Source organism: Streptomyces rubrogriseus (assembly GCF_027947575.1).
GTDB lineage: Bacteria > Actinomycetota > Actinomycetes > Streptomycetales > Streptomycetaceae > Streptomyces > Streptomyces rubrogriseus.
The window spans coordinates 6989480-7002225 of the sequence record NZ_CP116256.1 but is presented as its reverse complement, the minus strand read 5'-3'; the positions used below and the strand labels follow the sequence as shown (position 1 = coordinate 7002225).

The 12746-nt window shown below is 74.1% G+C and carries 15 protein-coding genes; 2 read left to right on the top strand and 13 right to left on the bottom strand.

Translation table 11 applies throughout. The features are described from left to right. Positions 1–36: 36 nt before the first annotated feature. Positions 37–543, bottom strand: coding sequence for a protein-tyrosine phosphatase family protein (locus Sru02f_RS31385; protein ID WP_174855152.1), 507 nt, complete (start codon positions 541–543; stop codon positions 37–39). A 108-nt stretch (positions 544–651) separates the two neighbouring features. On the opposite strand from Sru02f_RS31385, the gene Sru02f_RS31380 reads away from it, so the two are divergent. After that, complete coding sequence (locus Sru02f_RS31380; RefSeq protein ID WP_167469687.1) at positions 652–1455, top strand: NERD domain-containing protein; 804 nt, start codon at positions 652–654, stop codon at positions 1453–1455. Positions 1456–1588: 133 nt separating this feature from the next. Here Sru02f_RS31380 and ligD read toward each other — a convergent pair whose 3' ends face one another. Beyond that, positions 1589–2470: a non-homologous end-joining DNA ligase gene (ligD, locus tag Sru02f_RS31375; protein ID WP_109033405.1), complete on the bottom strand. Its 882-nt coding sequence runs from the start codon at positions 2468–2470 to the stop codon at positions 1589–1591. 55 nt (positions 2471–2525) lie between these two features. Between ligD and ku the strand changes: the two genes are divergently transcribed. Beyond that, positions 2526–3617 carry a non-homologous end joining protein Ku gene (gene ku, locus Sru02f_RS31370; RefSeq protein ID WP_167469688.1) on the top strand — a complete coding sequence of 364 codons (1092 nt, stop codon included), beginning with the start codon at positions 2526–2528 and terminating at the stop codon, positions 3615–3617. A gap of 22 nt (positions 3618–3639) precedes the next feature. On the opposite strand, the gene Sru02f_RS31365 is transcribed toward ku, so the two are convergent. The 11 genes from Sru02f_RS31365 to Sru02f_RS31315 all read right to left on the bottom strand — a co-directional run bounded on the left by Sru02f_RS31365 (position 3640) and on the right by Sru02f_RS31315 (position 12502). After that, positions 3640–4233: a hypothetical protein gene (locus Sru02f_RS31365; protein ID WP_109033407.1), complete on the bottom strand. Its 594-nt coding sequence runs from the start codon at positions 4231–4233 to the stop codon at positions 3640–3642. Between the two features lie 187 nt (positions 4234–4420). Continuing rightward, positions 4421–5167 carry a DUF4142 domain-containing protein gene (locus tag Sru02f_RS31360; RefSeq protein WP_109033408.1) on the bottom strand — a complete coding sequence of 249 codons (747 nt, stop codon included), beginning with the start codon at positions 5165–5167 and terminating at the stop codon, positions 4421–4423. A 129-nt stretch (positions 5168–5296) separates the two neighbouring features. Next, a complete protein-coding gene (locus Sru02f_RS31355) occupies positions 5297–5731 on the bottom strand; it encodes a PPOX class F420-dependent oxidoreductase (protein WP_109033409.1) in 435 nt (144 codons plus the stop codon). 79 nt (positions 5732–5810) lie between these two features. Then, positions 5811–6716, bottom strand: coding sequence for a DUF3152 domain-containing protein (locus Sru02f_RS31350; RefSeq protein ID WP_109033410.1), 906 nt, complete (start codon positions 6714–6716; stop codon positions 5811–5813). Positions 6717–6960: 244 nt separating this feature from the next. Further along, positions 6961–7296, bottom strand: coding sequence for a TcmI family type II polyketide cyclase (locus Sru02f_RS31345; protein WP_055417864.1), 336 nt, complete (start codon positions 7294–7296; stop codon positions 6961–6963). Between the two features lie 33 nt (positions 7297–7329). Continuing rightward, on the bottom strand, positions 7330–7809 hold the full coding sequence (locus Sru02f_RS31340) for an SRPBCC family protein (protein ID WP_003973657.1): 480 nt from the start codon (positions 7807–7809) through the stop codon (positions 7330–7332). Position 7810: 1 nt separating this feature from the next. Continuing rightward, complete coding sequence (locus Sru02f_RS31335; RefSeq protein WP_011030170.1) at positions 7811–8083, bottom strand: acyl carrier protein; 273 nt, start codon at positions 8081–8083, stop codon at positions 7811–7813. A gap of 69 nt (positions 8084–8152) precedes the next feature. Beyond that, positions 8153–9427, bottom strand: a complete 1275-nt coding sequence (locus Sru02f_RS31330) for a ketosynthase chain-length factor (RefSeq protein WP_109033411.1) — start codon at positions 9425–9427, stop codon at positions 8153–8155. After that, complete coding sequence (locus Sru02f_RS31325) at positions 9424–10695, bottom strand: beta-ketoacyl-[acyl-carrier-protein] synthase family protein (protein ID WP_109033412.1); 1272 nt, start codon at positions 10693–10695, stop codon at positions 9424–9426. The genes Sru02f_RS31330 and Sru02f_RS31325 overlap by 4 nt, the downstream gene beginning before the upstream one ends. After that, positions 10692–11180, bottom strand: coding sequence for a cupin domain-containing protein (locus Sru02f_RS31320; protein ID WP_109033413.1), 489 nt, complete (start codon positions 11178–11180; stop codon positions 10692–10694). The genes Sru02f_RS31325 and Sru02f_RS31320 overlap by 4 nt, the downstream gene beginning before the upstream one ends. 125 nt (positions 11181–11305) lie before the next feature. Beyond that, positions 11306–12502, bottom strand: a complete 1197-nt coding sequence (locus tag Sru02f_RS31315) for a SchA/CurD-like domain-containing protein (RefSeq protein WP_109033414.1) — start codon at positions 12500–12502, stop codon at positions 11306–11308. Positions 12503–12746: the final 244 nt, after the last annotated feature.

The following is a 12746-nucleotide window of genomic DNA, read 5'->3' as shown; positions in this document are numbered from 1 at the left end:
CGGAAGGCCATTTTGCGTGCGCACGGGCCCGCCGGGCTACTCGGCCAGTTCCTCCAGCAGCCGCACGGTGGCCAGGCCGGCCCGGAGATAGGCCACGAACAGCTCGTTGTGCAGCGCCCAGGGCGAGCGCCGGGCCCGGACCAGCCGGATCGCCTCCTCGGCGCCGCTGCCCCGGCGCATCAGGGTGTGCGCGACGACGAGACCCGAGCGGTTGTACCCGTGGTAGCAGCGGACGAGGACCTTGCGGCCGCCGTCCAGCGCCTCGTCCGCGGCCCGGGCCAGCCGGATCACCCCGGCGAGCTGGGTGCCGTCCAGGGGCCCGTCCGGAATCGGCCACACATGGTGCTCGACCCCCTCGTCCGGCCCGTGCCCGGGCAGCCGCAGCAGCGTCTGCACGAGGTCGAACTCGTCCCGCACCACGGCGAACTCGAGCCGCCCCGGCGTGGGCCGGAACTCGTGCCCGCCCATCCAGAGGCCCGGCACGATCTCGTCCCACGGCCGTTCCGGGGCCGGCACGTCCGGACCATTCCCACGGGTACGCACAGCCACCTCCCCGGTCCCGCCCAGGGTCTGCCCAACTCATCCCGAAAGCAACCGGCTTCTTGCCCCGGCGGCACCTCGCCTGGTCCCATGGACGGGGGTGGTGATGGCATGGACGGACTGCGCGTCGTGCCGACCCGGCGCCACGGCCGGGAACGGCTCTACGTCTGCCTCCCGGACGGCGGGAACGTCGCCTGGTACGACCGCGAGGAGGCCCGCGTCAACCTGCTGAGCGACGACCGCAGGGCCGAGGTGCTCCAGGCCCTCGCCCCCTTCGTCACCGGCCCGGTCACGGTCGGCCCGCCGCCGGTCCCGACCCCGGCCGAGCTGGCCCGGCTCACCCTGCACCCCGACGACGACCTGGCCCCCAACCGGCCCGGCGAGGCCCTCCTGGTCGCCCTGGAACGCGAGCCGGGGCCGGCACACCGGCTGCGCCCCGACCCGCGCCGCCGGGCGCTGGCCGCCGAGCAGGCCACCGGGACGGCCCTCGACCGCCTCGACGGCGCCGGCCTGCGTACCCTGCACTCCCTCCCGCTGCCCGGCGGCGACCGCGTCCACCACCTGCTGATCGGGCCCGGTGGTCTCTTCGCCCTCCACGTGCTGCCCGCCCGCGGCCAACGGGTGCGGATCACCGACCCGCTGGTGGCGCCGGGCCGCCGGACCCCCCGCCCCCTGCTGGACCGGGTCCGGGCCGACGCCGACCGGGCCTCGTACGCCCTGACGGCCGAGGTCCGCCCGGTGCTCGTCCTCGTCGGGGCGGCGCACGTGACCGTCACCGCCCCGCCCCGCTCGGTGCGCGTCCTCACGGACCGGGAGCTGCCGGACCTGGCCCGGACGGGCGGGGTGCTGAAACCGGCGGACGTGGAGGCCCTGCACGCCATGGCCCGGGACCGGGCCACCTGGCAGGGCGTCTGAGGGCCCGCCCGCGTCTGAGGGCCCGCCCGCGTCCGAGGGCCCGCCCGCGTCCGAGGGCCCGCCCGCGTCCTAGGGCACGTCCGTGTACGAGGGCGCGGGCCGTCCGGGGGCGCGGGCCGTCCGGGGGCGGGGCTCAGGGCAGCGCCGCCGCCCGGCGCCGGTCGAACAGCGGTGCCAGCAGGTCGCCGTGGTCCCGCACCCGCCGCCCCACGTCCGGCGTCAGGAAGACGAACTGCTCCGCCCGCCCGCACCCGGCGACCTCCTCCCACGTCACCGGCGTGGAGACCGCGGGCACGTCGCGGGCGCGCACGGTGTACGGGGCGGCCGTGGTCTTGCGGGCGGCGTTCTGGCTCCAGTCCACGAACACCTTCCCCGGCCGCAGGCTGCGCGTCATCCGGTGCACCACCAGCTTCGGCAGCGCCCGCTCCGCCTCCACGGCGAGCCCCTTCGCGTACTCCGACACCCGCTCCGAGGACGCGCCGTGCACCCCCGCCAGCAGGTGCAGCCCCTTGGCCCCGGAGGTCTTGGCGTACGCCTCGATCCCGTCCGCCGCCAGCCGCTCCCGCAGCCACAGCGCGACCTCGCAGCACTGCACCACGGTCGCGGGCGGCCCCGGGTCCAGGTCGAACACCAGCCGGTCGGCCTCGCCGGGATCGTCCAAGGTCCACTGGTGGGTGTGGAACTCGGTCACCAGGTTCGCCGCCCACATCAGGCTCGCCAGGTCCTGCACCAGCACCATCCGGGCCGGGCCCTCCGAGCGGGGCACCTCGGCCGTGGTGACCCAGTCGGGCGTACCCGGCGGCACGTTCTTGGTGAAGAACACCTGGCCGTCCGGGCCGTCCGGATACCGCAGGAAGGAGACCGCGCGGTCCCGCAGGTGCGGCAGCAGCACCTCGGCGGTCGTCGCGTAGTAGTGCAGCAGCTCGCCCTTGGTGAGGCCGGCCGCGGGATACAGCACCTTGTCCAGGTTGCTGAGGGCCACCCGCCGCCCCTCCACTTCCGTCATCGGCGCCATACCATGAGAATCTCATGAAACAGTCACAAAACGCCCGAAAGGAACGGTGCTGCACGTGCGATCCATCTGGAACGGCGCCATCTCCTTCGGCCTGGTCAGCATCCCGATCAAGCTGGTGAACGCCACCGAGAGCCACTCGGTCTCCTTCCGGCAGATCCACACGGAGGACGGCGGCCGGATCCGCTACCGCAAGGTGTGCGAACTCGAGGACCGCGAGGTCACCCAGGCCGAGATCGGCAAGGCCTACGAGGACGCCGACGGCTCGATGATCCCGATCACCGACGAGGACCTGTCCCAGCTGCCGATCCCGACGGCCCGCACGATCGAGATCGTCGCCTTCGTGCCCGAGGACCGCATCGATCCGCTCCAGATGGGCTCCGCCTACTACCTCGCGGCCAGCGGCGCCCCGGCCGCCAAGCCGTACACGCTGCTGCGCGAGGCGCTCAAGCGCAGCAACCGGGTGGCGATCGCCAAGTTCGCGCTGCGCGGCCGGGAGCGGCTGGGCATGCTCCGGGTCGTCGGCGACGCCATCGCGATGCACGGCCTGCTGTGGCCGGACGAGGTCCGTGCCCCCGAGGGCGTCGCCCCGGAGTCCGGCGTCACCGTGCGCGACCAGGAACTGGACCTCGCGGACGCCCTCATGGACACCCTGGGCGAGATCGACCTGGACGACCTGCACGACGAGTACCGGGAGGCCGTCGAGGAGGTCGTCGCCGCCAAGGCCTCCGGTGAGAAGCCCCCGGAGGCCCGCGAGGAGGCGGCGCCCGGGAAGGTGCTCGACCTGATGGCGGCACTGGAGAGCAGCGTACGGGCGGCGCGGGAGTCCCGGGACGGCGAGGAGGCGGGCGGCCCGGCCGAGGAGGCGGAGGTCAGATCCCTGCCGCGGCGCAAGACCTCGTCCCGGGCCCCGAAGGAGACCGGCGGCAAGAAGTCGACGTCGACGGCCGCGAAGAAGGCGGCGGCGAAGAGGGCGGAGCCGAAGAAGTCGACGGCCAAGTCCGCCGGGTCCGCGAAGAAGACGGCGGCCAGGAGTCCCGCCAAGGGCACCGCCAAGAAGGCCACGGCCAGGAGCACGGCCCGGGGCGGCGACAAGGACGCGGCCAAGGGCACCGCCAAGAAGACGGCGTCCCGCAGGCGCAGCGCCTGACCCGGAGCCGGCCGCCGCTCGGTCAGTCGAAGGTCCGGGTGGACGTGGGCGCCCGGGGTATCGCGGACGGGGCGGGTACGAAGGCGGCGGGGCTGGGTTCGAAGGCGGCGGGGCTGGGTTCGAAGGCGGCGGGGCTCGCGCCGGCGGACTCGGTGGACGCCGGCGTGTCCGCGACGGAGGCCGGCGAGGGCAGGGCGGGGCTTTCCTCCAGGCGCTGCCCGATCGTTTCGGCGGGGCCGCCGCCCGGGGTGGCCGGGCCGGTGGTCAGCTGCGACCACGCGGTCACGGCCAGGGCGACCGCGGCCGCCGTGCCGAGCACGCGGCCCGTCCGCCGCAACCGGGCCCGTCCGTCCAGCTCGCGCCAGGACGGTCCGGCCCACGCGTCCTCCCGGCGCCACGGCTCGCCGACCGTGTCGCGGGCGCGGCCGGGGCGGTCGGCGGGAGGCTCCGGCTGCGAGCCGGGGACCCGGTCCCGTGCCGCCGGTTCCCGGGGGGCGGAGGCGTGGATGGCGCGCTCGTCGTCCTCCAGGAACAGCCGCCAGACGTACTCGGGCACGGCCGGCGCGTCGTCCGGTCCATCCGGGGTGTCGCCGCCGCCCGGTCCGGAAGCGGTCATGGTCCCGCTCCTCCTGTCGTCGGCCCCGGACGGACGCGGGCGGGAGCAGGGGAACGGCCGCCCACCACCGGCTCCGGCACCGGATGGTCATGGCCCGGCGGACACCGTCGGCCGCCACCTGCGAAGAACGTGCGCGACCGGCGGCCCGTTCCCCGTGCCGCCGGTCGTGACTGGGTCGTAATCGTCCTCAGGGCGCCGCCGGGGACGGGGTGGGCGTCGGGGAGGCGGTGTTCACGTTCAGGTCGGGGCGCGGCCTGAGCACCAGCACCCGCTCACCGGGCTGCGGCGGGGGCGGGGTGACCTTCTCCCTCGGCAGCTTCGCCGGGCCCGTCTGCTTGAAGGTGACGTCGTCGTACTCGACCAGCCCGGTCTTCTCCAGCACCGTGATGTGGTCCAGCACGGTGTCGTTGGCCAGGTCCGCCAGCTGCCGCACGAGGGTGTTCTTGGTGGAGGCCCGGATCTTGGCGATGGCCGGGAAGATCTGACCGTGGGTCACCCGCATGATGTTGACCGCCGAAGAGTCGAACTCCCCGCCGCTCTTGGCGTCCACGGTGGCCACGAAGCCCTCCTGCTGCGGGGAGGCCCGGTTGGGCAGCGTGATGCCCAGCTCGGGGGAGATCTCGCGGCACATCGCGTCGAGTCCGGCGTGCCCGACGACCAGGTGCTCCCCGGCCGTCTTCATCGCCTTCGTCGTGCCGCGCTCCATCACCATCTCGCCCAGCGGGTACTCCCACAGTCCGGCGGCGCGGACCTTCACCACGAAGTCGCGGTCCGCCTCGGTGAGCGGACCGAACTTCGTGCTGGCCACAACCCGGTTCTGGTTGCCGTCGGCCTTGTCCAGACCGAGCACGGCCGGGAAGGCCAGCGCGGTGAGGGTCAGGGTCATCGCACCGAACAGGACGACGACTCCGATCCTGCTGCGGGACAGGCGCATGGTGCCTCCAGGGGCGACGCGATACGGGTACGCCAGGAGGTACGGAAGCGGCGGGCGGATCCTTCACCGGTCCGGCACAAAACTTGCGGGGCCGGTGCGGGACCCGCTCCCGAGCCGACGCCGCGCCGGTCAGCCGATGTCGGCGCCGTACACGCGCTCGACCGTGATGGTGAGCAGCACCCGGCGGTCGGACACCATCGTCGACCGGTACTCGTCCCAGTCCGGATGCTCCCCGGCCGCGGCGCGGTAGTACTCCACCAGCGCCTCGACCTCCGGTCCGTGCGGGTCGGCGCCCGGACCGGTGAGGGTGGCGACGCCCTCGGCGGTGGCCCAGGACCTGCCGTCCGGGGCGGTCACCTCAAGGGTGGCCCGCGGGTCCCGGCGCAGGTTCGCCGTCTTGGCGAGGCCCTCGCGGGTGGAGACCCGGATGACGCCCGCCTCGGGGTCGTAGGCGGGCATGACGGGCGAGAGCTGCGGGCGGCCGTCCGACTTGATCGTCGCCAGTACGCCGAGCCGGCTCTCGGCCAGCAGGGCACGGGGATCGAAGCGCGGTGTGGTGGTCATGGACCGATCATCACCCCCCGCCCCGGGGCCTGTCCCGCGAACCGTCCGCCGAACGCGCCGCGCCGGCCCGGGGCCGGGCTCAGGGCACCGCCGGGCCGCCCAGGTAGTCGCCCGTCCCGTCGTAGGGCCAGGCGTTGGCCACGCATCCCTTGAGGCCCTTGATCTGCTGCATCATCGCCGGAGCGGGCCGGCCCGCTCCGGGGCACGTCTCGTGGCCGTGGCCGAGGCGGTGACCGACCTCGTGGTTCACGATCAGGGCCCGGTACTCGTGGATCGGCCCGTCGAACTCCGGGGAGCCCAGCACCCAGCGCTTGAGGTTCACCACGACGTCCGTGCCGACGCTGCAGTTGACCTCGCCCCGGGTGAGCAGGCCCGCCGCGCCGCAGATCCTGTCGACGGTGCCCGGCGTGGCGATCTTCACCACGAAGTCGTAGGAGCCGCCGCTGACCAGCCGGAAGGAGTTGGTCCCGTCCTGGGTCCAGCCGCGGCGGTCGGCGAGCACCTCGGATATCTCGTCGGCGGCGGCGCTCGGCCGGACGTCGATGCCCTCCTCGACCAGGACCTTGTAGCGGCGCACCCGGCTGCCGGTGCCCACGGTCGAGCCGTCGGCCCGGGCGGTGACGAAGGTGCCGGGACCGGTCGCCGGAATGGCGATGGTGGTGGCGGAGGGCGAGGGTGACGCCGAGGCCGACGCGGAGGCCTTCGGGGACGGTGACGCCGAGGGGGAGGGGGAAGCCGAAGGTGTCCGGGTCGAGGCGTCCAGCGCGTCCGTGACGTCGGCCACCTGGTCGTCCGTCACCGGCGGCCGGGTCTCCCGCCAGTACGCGACGGCCACCCCCGCGGTGAGCAGGACCGCCCCGAGGGCGAGGCAGGCCAGGACCGCCCGGGCGGGTCCGCGGCGGCTGCGCCTGCGGGCGCGGGGCCTGTGTCCGGCACCGTCCGGCCCGGTTCTTCGGCCGGCCCGGCGGGCGGTGGATCGGCCCACGGTGTGCGTCCTCTCTGCTGGTCGGCGGGGCTGGCCCGGTCGGCCCGGCACCGCGGACTGCGGTGCCGTCGTGCCCCGATGATCCAAGCGGACGGACGTGCGAAAACATCACGGTTTCCGAAGTGTCCCTTCTCACGCGGACATTCGGTCCGTGCGGGCAACCGTTCGATGCCCCGGAACGTCTTCGTCGGGGTCGCCCGGATCAGATCCGGGCGACCCCGACGGATGCGGGGACGGAGTGCCGTCAGCCGGCGGCGGTCCGCTCCCAGCGGTAGAAGCAGCGCGCCATCGCGTCCTTCGGACCGCGCCACGTCGCCGGGTCGTACGCCGAGACGTACGGTTCGAGCCGCTCGCTGACCTGGCGGAACTCCGGGTGGCCGGTCAGCCTGCCGATGGTGGGGGCCGGGTCCTCGTCGCTCTCGATGAGGTGCAGGTACACGCCGTCACCGAACTCGAACAGGCTGCGCCGGTTGACGCCCACCAGGTGCGGCAGCTCGCCGCTGTCGGACTCCGCGAACACCTTCGCGATGTCCGGTGCCGCGCCGGGTGCCATCCGGGCGACGATCAGTGTGTGGTGCATGAGGGTGCTGCCCTTCGCCGATGTCCGTACGTGTCAGTCGGCGAGCACCGACGCGGTCCGCCGCTCGCCCGCCGCCTGCTCGATCCGGTCCCGGATCAGCGCCATCTGCGTACGCGAGTTGCGGTTGATGTTGTCCGTCATCCAGGCGTCGTCCACGGGCGCGTCCGGCTTCATCGCGAAGTCCTGCGTCCAGCGCATGACGGTGCCCTCGGCGGTCTCCGCGTACTCCCAGACGATGTTCATGTACTGGAAGGGCCCGGTCTCGACCCGCTGGGCGCGGACCGTGCGGGTGACGGGGTCGGCGACCCGCTCGGAGACCCAGCTCCACACCTTGCCGTCGGCGTCCGGGTGCATCGTGAGCCGGAAGGTGACCTTGTCGTCGTCGCGCCCGAGCACCTCCACGGAGGCGTACTCGCTGAACAGGCCGGGCCACTTCTCGATGTCGTTGGTCATGTTCCAGACCAGCTCCATCGGGGCGGCGATGGTGATCTCGTTGTCGGTGTGCCCTGCCATGTCACACTCCCGTCTTGAGGGCGCCGTTGACCAGCGCGAGGAAATCCGCGGGCGTCTTGCAGCGCTCGGCCTGCTCGGGCAGGCCCAGGCCGTACCGCTTCTCCAGCTCGGCCACGATGCCCAGCAGGCCGAGGGAGTCCAGGCCGAAGGTGTCGAAACCGTCGTCGGCCTGCTGCCGGAGGGTGACCGGGTCGACGTGCACGCCGGCGGTGCGCTTCATCAGCGCCGACAGCTCCTCGACGGTCACCTGGTAGTCCAGCTGCTGATCGGTCATGGGTGTCCTCCTTGACTCGGGTTGGCCGGCCACGGGCACCGCCCGTGGCCAGTGGTCGTCGTTCGGTCGTCAGCGGCCCTCGGGCGGTACCGCACCCCGGCGCAGGACGAGCGCCGAGTTGGACCCCATGAGGCCGCGCGCCAGAACCAGGGCCGCGCGCGGCTCGGCGGGGCGGGCCCGGCCGGTCACCAGGTCCAGGTCGTGGCACACGTCCAGCACGTGCGGGGTCGGCGGGATCAGCCCGTGCTCCATCGCCAGTACCGCCGTCGCCACGTCAAGGACCGGCGCCGCGCAGTACGCCCGCCCGGTCCCGGTCTTGGGCGCGGTGACCGGCACCCGCGCGGCGTGCGGGCCCAGCGCGTCGGCCAGCGCCAGCGCCTCGGCCCGGTCGGCCTCCGGGACCCCGAGGGCGTCCGCGAAGACCACGTCGACCTCCTCGGGCCGGCAGCCCGCCTCGGCCAGGGCGCCCCGGATCGCGCGGGCCAGCCCCTCCCGGGACTCGGCCCAGCGGCCGGCCCCGGTGAAGGTCGCCGCGTGCCCGGCCACCGTCGCCCGCACGTCCGCCCCGCGCTCCCGGGCCGCCGCCTCCTCCTCCACGACGAGCACGGCACCGCCCTCGGCCGGGGCGAAACCGCAGGCCGCCTCGGTGAACGGGCGGTAGGCGCGATCGGGTTCGGCGGCCCGGCTCAGCTCGGGGTAGCCCAGCTGGCAGACGATCGAGTACGGGGCCAGCGGCGCCTCCGTCGCGCCGCAGACCACCGTGTCGGTGCCGTTCCGCACGGCCAGTGCCGCGTGCGCCAGGGCGTCCAGGCCGCCCGCCTCGTCGGCGGCCACGACCCCGCAGGGGCCCTTGAAGTCGTTGCGTATGGAGACCTGGCCGGTGCTGGCCGCGTAGAACCAGGCGATCGACTGGTACGGGCCGACGTGGCGCGAGCCGTGCCCCCACAGGTTCTGCAACTCCCGCTGCCCGAACTCTCCGCCGCCCGAGCCCGCCGCGGTGACCACGCCGACCGAGTACGGCGAGTCGACGTCGGCCCGGCCGAACCGGGCGTCGGTCAGCGCGTGCTGGGTCGCGGACAGCGCGAAGTGCGTGAACCGGTCGGTCTGGACGAGGAATCGGTCCTCGACCGTCTCGGCCGCGTCGAAGCCGTGCACCTCGCCCGCGACCCGCAGCGGCAGGTGCGCGCAGCCCTCCCGGGTGACGGGACCGAGACTGCTGGTGCCGTCGGCGACCGCCTTCCAGTGCGCCTCGACGCCGGTGCCGTGCGGCGACACCACGCCGAGTCCGGTGACGACCGCCCGTCGGCTACCACCGCCGGTGCCGGTCCGTTGTGGTCCGCTCATCGCAGCCCTCCTTCACTGCCGCTCAGTACGACCGCGGACTGGAAGCCGCCGAAGCCGCTGCCCACCGACAGCACGTGCCGCAGCGTCCGCTCCCGTGCCTCGCGCGGCACGTAGTCCAGGTCGCACTCGGGGTCGGGGGTCGTGTAGTTGGCGGTGGGCGGCACCACATGGTGGGCCATCGCCAGTACGCACGCGGCCAGTTCGATGGAGCCGATCGCGCCGAGCGAGTGGCCCACCATGGACTTGATGGAGCTCATCGGCGTCGCGTAGGCGTGCTCGCCCAGCGAGCGTTTGACGGCCGCGGTCTCGTGCCGGTCGTTCTGCTGGGTGCCGGAGCCGTGCGCGTTGACGTAGTCGATCGCCGAGCCGTCGAGGTGCGCCATGTCCAGCGCCGTGTCGATGGCCCGCGCCATCTCCAGGCCCTCCTTGGTGAGCCCGGTCATGTGGTAGGCGTTGCCGAAGGTGGCGTAGCCGGAGATCTCGCAGTACACCTCCGCGCCCCGGGCCCGGGCGTGCTCCAGGTCCTCCAGGACCAGCACCGCCGCGCCCTCGCCCATCACGAAGCCGTTGCGGTCCGCGTCGAAGGGCCGGGAGGCGTGCGCGGGGTCGTCGTTGTTCGGCGAGGTCGCCTTGATGGCGTCGAAGCAGGCCATGGTGATCGGCGATATCGGCGAGTCCGCCGCACCGGCCAGGCACACGTCGACACGTCCCTCGGCGACCGCGTGGTAGGCGTACCCGACCGCGTCGAGGCCGGAGGTGCACCCGGTGGAGACGGTCTGCACCGGCCCGCGCACCCCGAACTCCTCGGCGACCGCGGAGGAGAGGGTGGCCGGCGTGAACGCGCGCTCCAGGTGCGGTTCGGAGCGCCGGTCGTCGACGTCCCAGCGCGAGCCGCGCTCGCTGACCAGGACGTAGTCGTGCTCCAGCCGGGTGGTGCCGCCGACCGCGGTGCCGAGCGTGGCACCGGCCCGCCAGGGGTCCTCGCGGTTCATGTCGAGGTTCGCGTCCCGGACCGCCTCCGAGGCGGCCACCAGCGCGAACTGCACGTACCTGTCGCAGCGCTGGGCGGTGGCGAGGCCGAGCCCGTGGTCGGACGGCTCGAAGTCGCACTCGGCGGCGATCTGCGAGCGCAGTCCGGACGGGTCGAACAGGGAGATGCGGCGCGTCGCCGTACGGCCTTCGGACAGCAGCCCCCAGAACTGGGGCACGCCGATCCCGCCCGGGGCGACGACGCCTATGCCCGTGACGGCGACCCGGCGCCGGGTCACGACACCACCTCGGCCGCGGGGGCGGGCCGCTCGTGCCCGGCGTGGCCCGCGTGGCCCGCGTGGCCCGCGTGCGCACCGTCGCAGGGGAGCGCGTTGCCCTCGGCGTCCTCCGTGTCGACGTGGCCCAGCTCCGGCCGCGGGGCCAGCGGCCCCAGGTGGAACACGAGCCGCGCCTCGACATCCCCCGCGTTGCGGAAGCGGTGGCGCATGTCCTGCGGGATCAGCAGCCCCTGCCCGGTGCCGAGCGAGTGCGGCACCCCGTCCAGGTCCACTTCGAGGGCGCCCTCCGTGACGTACACGAACTCCTCGGAGTACGGGTGGTAGTGCTCGGCGATGCGGTCGCCGGGCTGCACGATGGCCACGCCCATGAAGCCGCTGGTCGACCCGGCGGTGGTGGGCGTGAGGAGGGCGCGGAGGTCTCCGCCGCGGCGGCGGTTCGGGGCGATGTCGCCGAGGGAGACGATGCGTACCTGCTGGTCTGTCATGTCGTTCACTCCGGGGGTGACGGGAGGAAGTGGGGGAGGGGAAGCCGGGAGGAGCCGGGGAGGGGGCCGCGCGTACCGGGGGCACGCCGTCGGGCCCGGTCGGCCGCGCGGTCGGGGAGAGTGGTTCAGGAACCGGCCGAACGCCGGTCGGTCAGAGGCGTCATACGGACCCGGGTCAGCAGCCGGGACAGCGTGGCCGCCTCGGCCGGCGGCCCGTCGACGCCGACCGCGGCGGTGTCCAGCAGCCGCTCGGCGGCCGCGGCGCCCTCGGACCCGTGCAGGCCGAGGACCTCGGCGGGCGCGCCCTCGGGGTCGCCGTCCACGTCGACGAGCCGTACGACGAGGTCGTCGCGGTGGAAGACGGTGGCGGCCAGCACCGGGCCGTCCGGGTTCCGGGCGGCGGACGCGTCCTGACGGGCCAGCAGCCGGGCCAGTTCCGGACCCGCGCCGTCGCGTACCGGGTAGAGCAGCGCGAGCCGTTCCCGGCGCGCGCCCGGCCGGTCGGGGTACGTCGTGTGGTGGACGGCGGGCATGGCGGCCCGGGTGAAGAAGCGCCGGGCGGACTGCGGGTCGCCGAGGTCCCGGTCCTGCTCCAGATACGGGTTCAGCGCCTCCTCGACGGCCCGCACCCCGGGCTGCCGGGCGACGTGGCGCAACGCGGTCTGCAGATCGCCGCGCACCTCCACGGCCCGCACGATCCGGTTGCCGGACATGAAGAGCGAGGTGCGCAGCAGCCGCGTGGAGCCGTCCACGTGGGCGTCGGGCGACACGTACTCGGACAGCAGCCGGGCGGTCTCGGCCTCGGTGCCGGGCCGCACGGTGAAGGTGAGGGCGTGCCGTACGACGTTGTCCCCGATCCGGGGTGCGGAGCGCGGCTCACCGGGCGCCGGGCGCCCCCCGTCGGTCTCCCGCAGGACGCTGTAGCGCAGCGAGTGGGTGTCACGGACGCAGGTCGCCAGCGGTTCGACGGTGTCGAGGTGTTCGTCGCTGTTGACCCAGGCCAGGAAGGGCGCGGCGCTCTCCCACTCACTGGTGAGGAGCCACTGGGTCGGGTTCTCCAGGGACTGGCACAGCTGGTCGCTGACGTGTCCGGGTACGGCGGCGACCCGGTCGCGGATGCGCTCGTAGGCGTCCAGGAACTCCTGCTGCATTCCGTCGTGGACGTCCAGCATCAGGACGACCCGCACGCGGGAACCGTCGAACGCGGATATCGACACGGCACCGGCGTCCGTCGCCACGGCGGGCGGCGTCGCCGACGCCGCCGTGGCCCGCGTCGCGTCCGTGGTCGGGGCATCCGTCGCTACGACGGGAGAGACCGTCATCCGGCCCACCTCTTCTCCGGTCTTCCTCGTGGACTGGGGCGATCGTCGGCGGCGCCCGCCGGGCCGGCGGGGTGCGACGGTCGCGTAAGCACGATCGTGGGCCGTGCCCGCGGGGTCCGCGAACCAGGAGGGTTAAGCGGGTGAAGCCTGCGCCGTGGCGGGCCCCGACGGGCCGTACGGGGCATGCATGAAGGCCCCGGCGCACCTCGGTCGGACCCCCCTCGCACCCCTGACGCATCCCCGA

Excerpts from the sequence above, each read along its gene's own strand:
- Sru02f_RS31380 (WP_167469687.1), top strand. The coding sequence starts at position 652 with ATGGACGGACTGCGCGTCGTGCCGACCCGGCGCCACGGCCGGGAACGG.
- ligD (WP_109033405.1), bottom strand. The coding sequence starts at position 2,470 with ATGGCGCCGATGACGGAAGTGGAGGGGCGGCGGGTGGCCCTCAGCAAC.
- Sru02f_RS31365 (WP_109033407.1), bottom strand. The coding sequence starts at position 4,233 with ATGACCGCTTCCGGACCGGGCGGCGGCGACACCCCGGATGGACCGGAC.
- Sru02f_RS31360 (WP_109033408.1), bottom strand. The coding sequence starts at position 5,167 with ATGCGCCTGTCCCGCAGCAGGATCGGAGTCGTCGTCCTGTTCGGTGCG.
- Sru02f_RS31355 (WP_109033409.1), bottom strand. The coding sequence starts at position 5,731 with ATGACCACCACACCGCGCTTCGATCCCCGTGCCCTGCTGGCCGAGAGC.
- Sru02f_RS31345 (WP_055417864.1), bottom strand. The coding sequence starts at position 7,296 with ATGCACCACACACTGATCGTCGCCCGGATGGCACCCGGCGCGGCACCG.
- Sru02f_RS31340 (WP_003973657.1), bottom strand. The coding sequence starts at position 7,809 with ATGGCAGGGCACACCGACAACGAGATCACCATCGCCGCCCCGATGGAG.
- Sru02f_RS31335 (WP_011030170.1), bottom strand. The coding sequence starts at position 8,083 with ATGACCGATCAGCAGCTGGACTACCAGGTGACCGTCGAGGAGCTGTCG.
- Sru02f_RS31330 (WP_109033411.1), bottom strand. The coding sequence starts at position 9,427 with ATGAGCGGACCACAACGGACCGGCACCGGCGGTGGTAGCCGACGGGCG.
- Sru02f_RS31320 (WP_109033413.1), bottom strand. The coding sequence starts at position 11,180 with ATGACAGACCAGCAGGTACGCATCGTCTCCCTCGGCGACATCGCCCCG.
- Sru02f_RS31315 (WP_109033414.1), bottom strand. The coding sequence starts at position 12,502 with ATGACGGTCTCTCCCGTCGTAGCGACGGATGCCCCGACCACGGACGCG.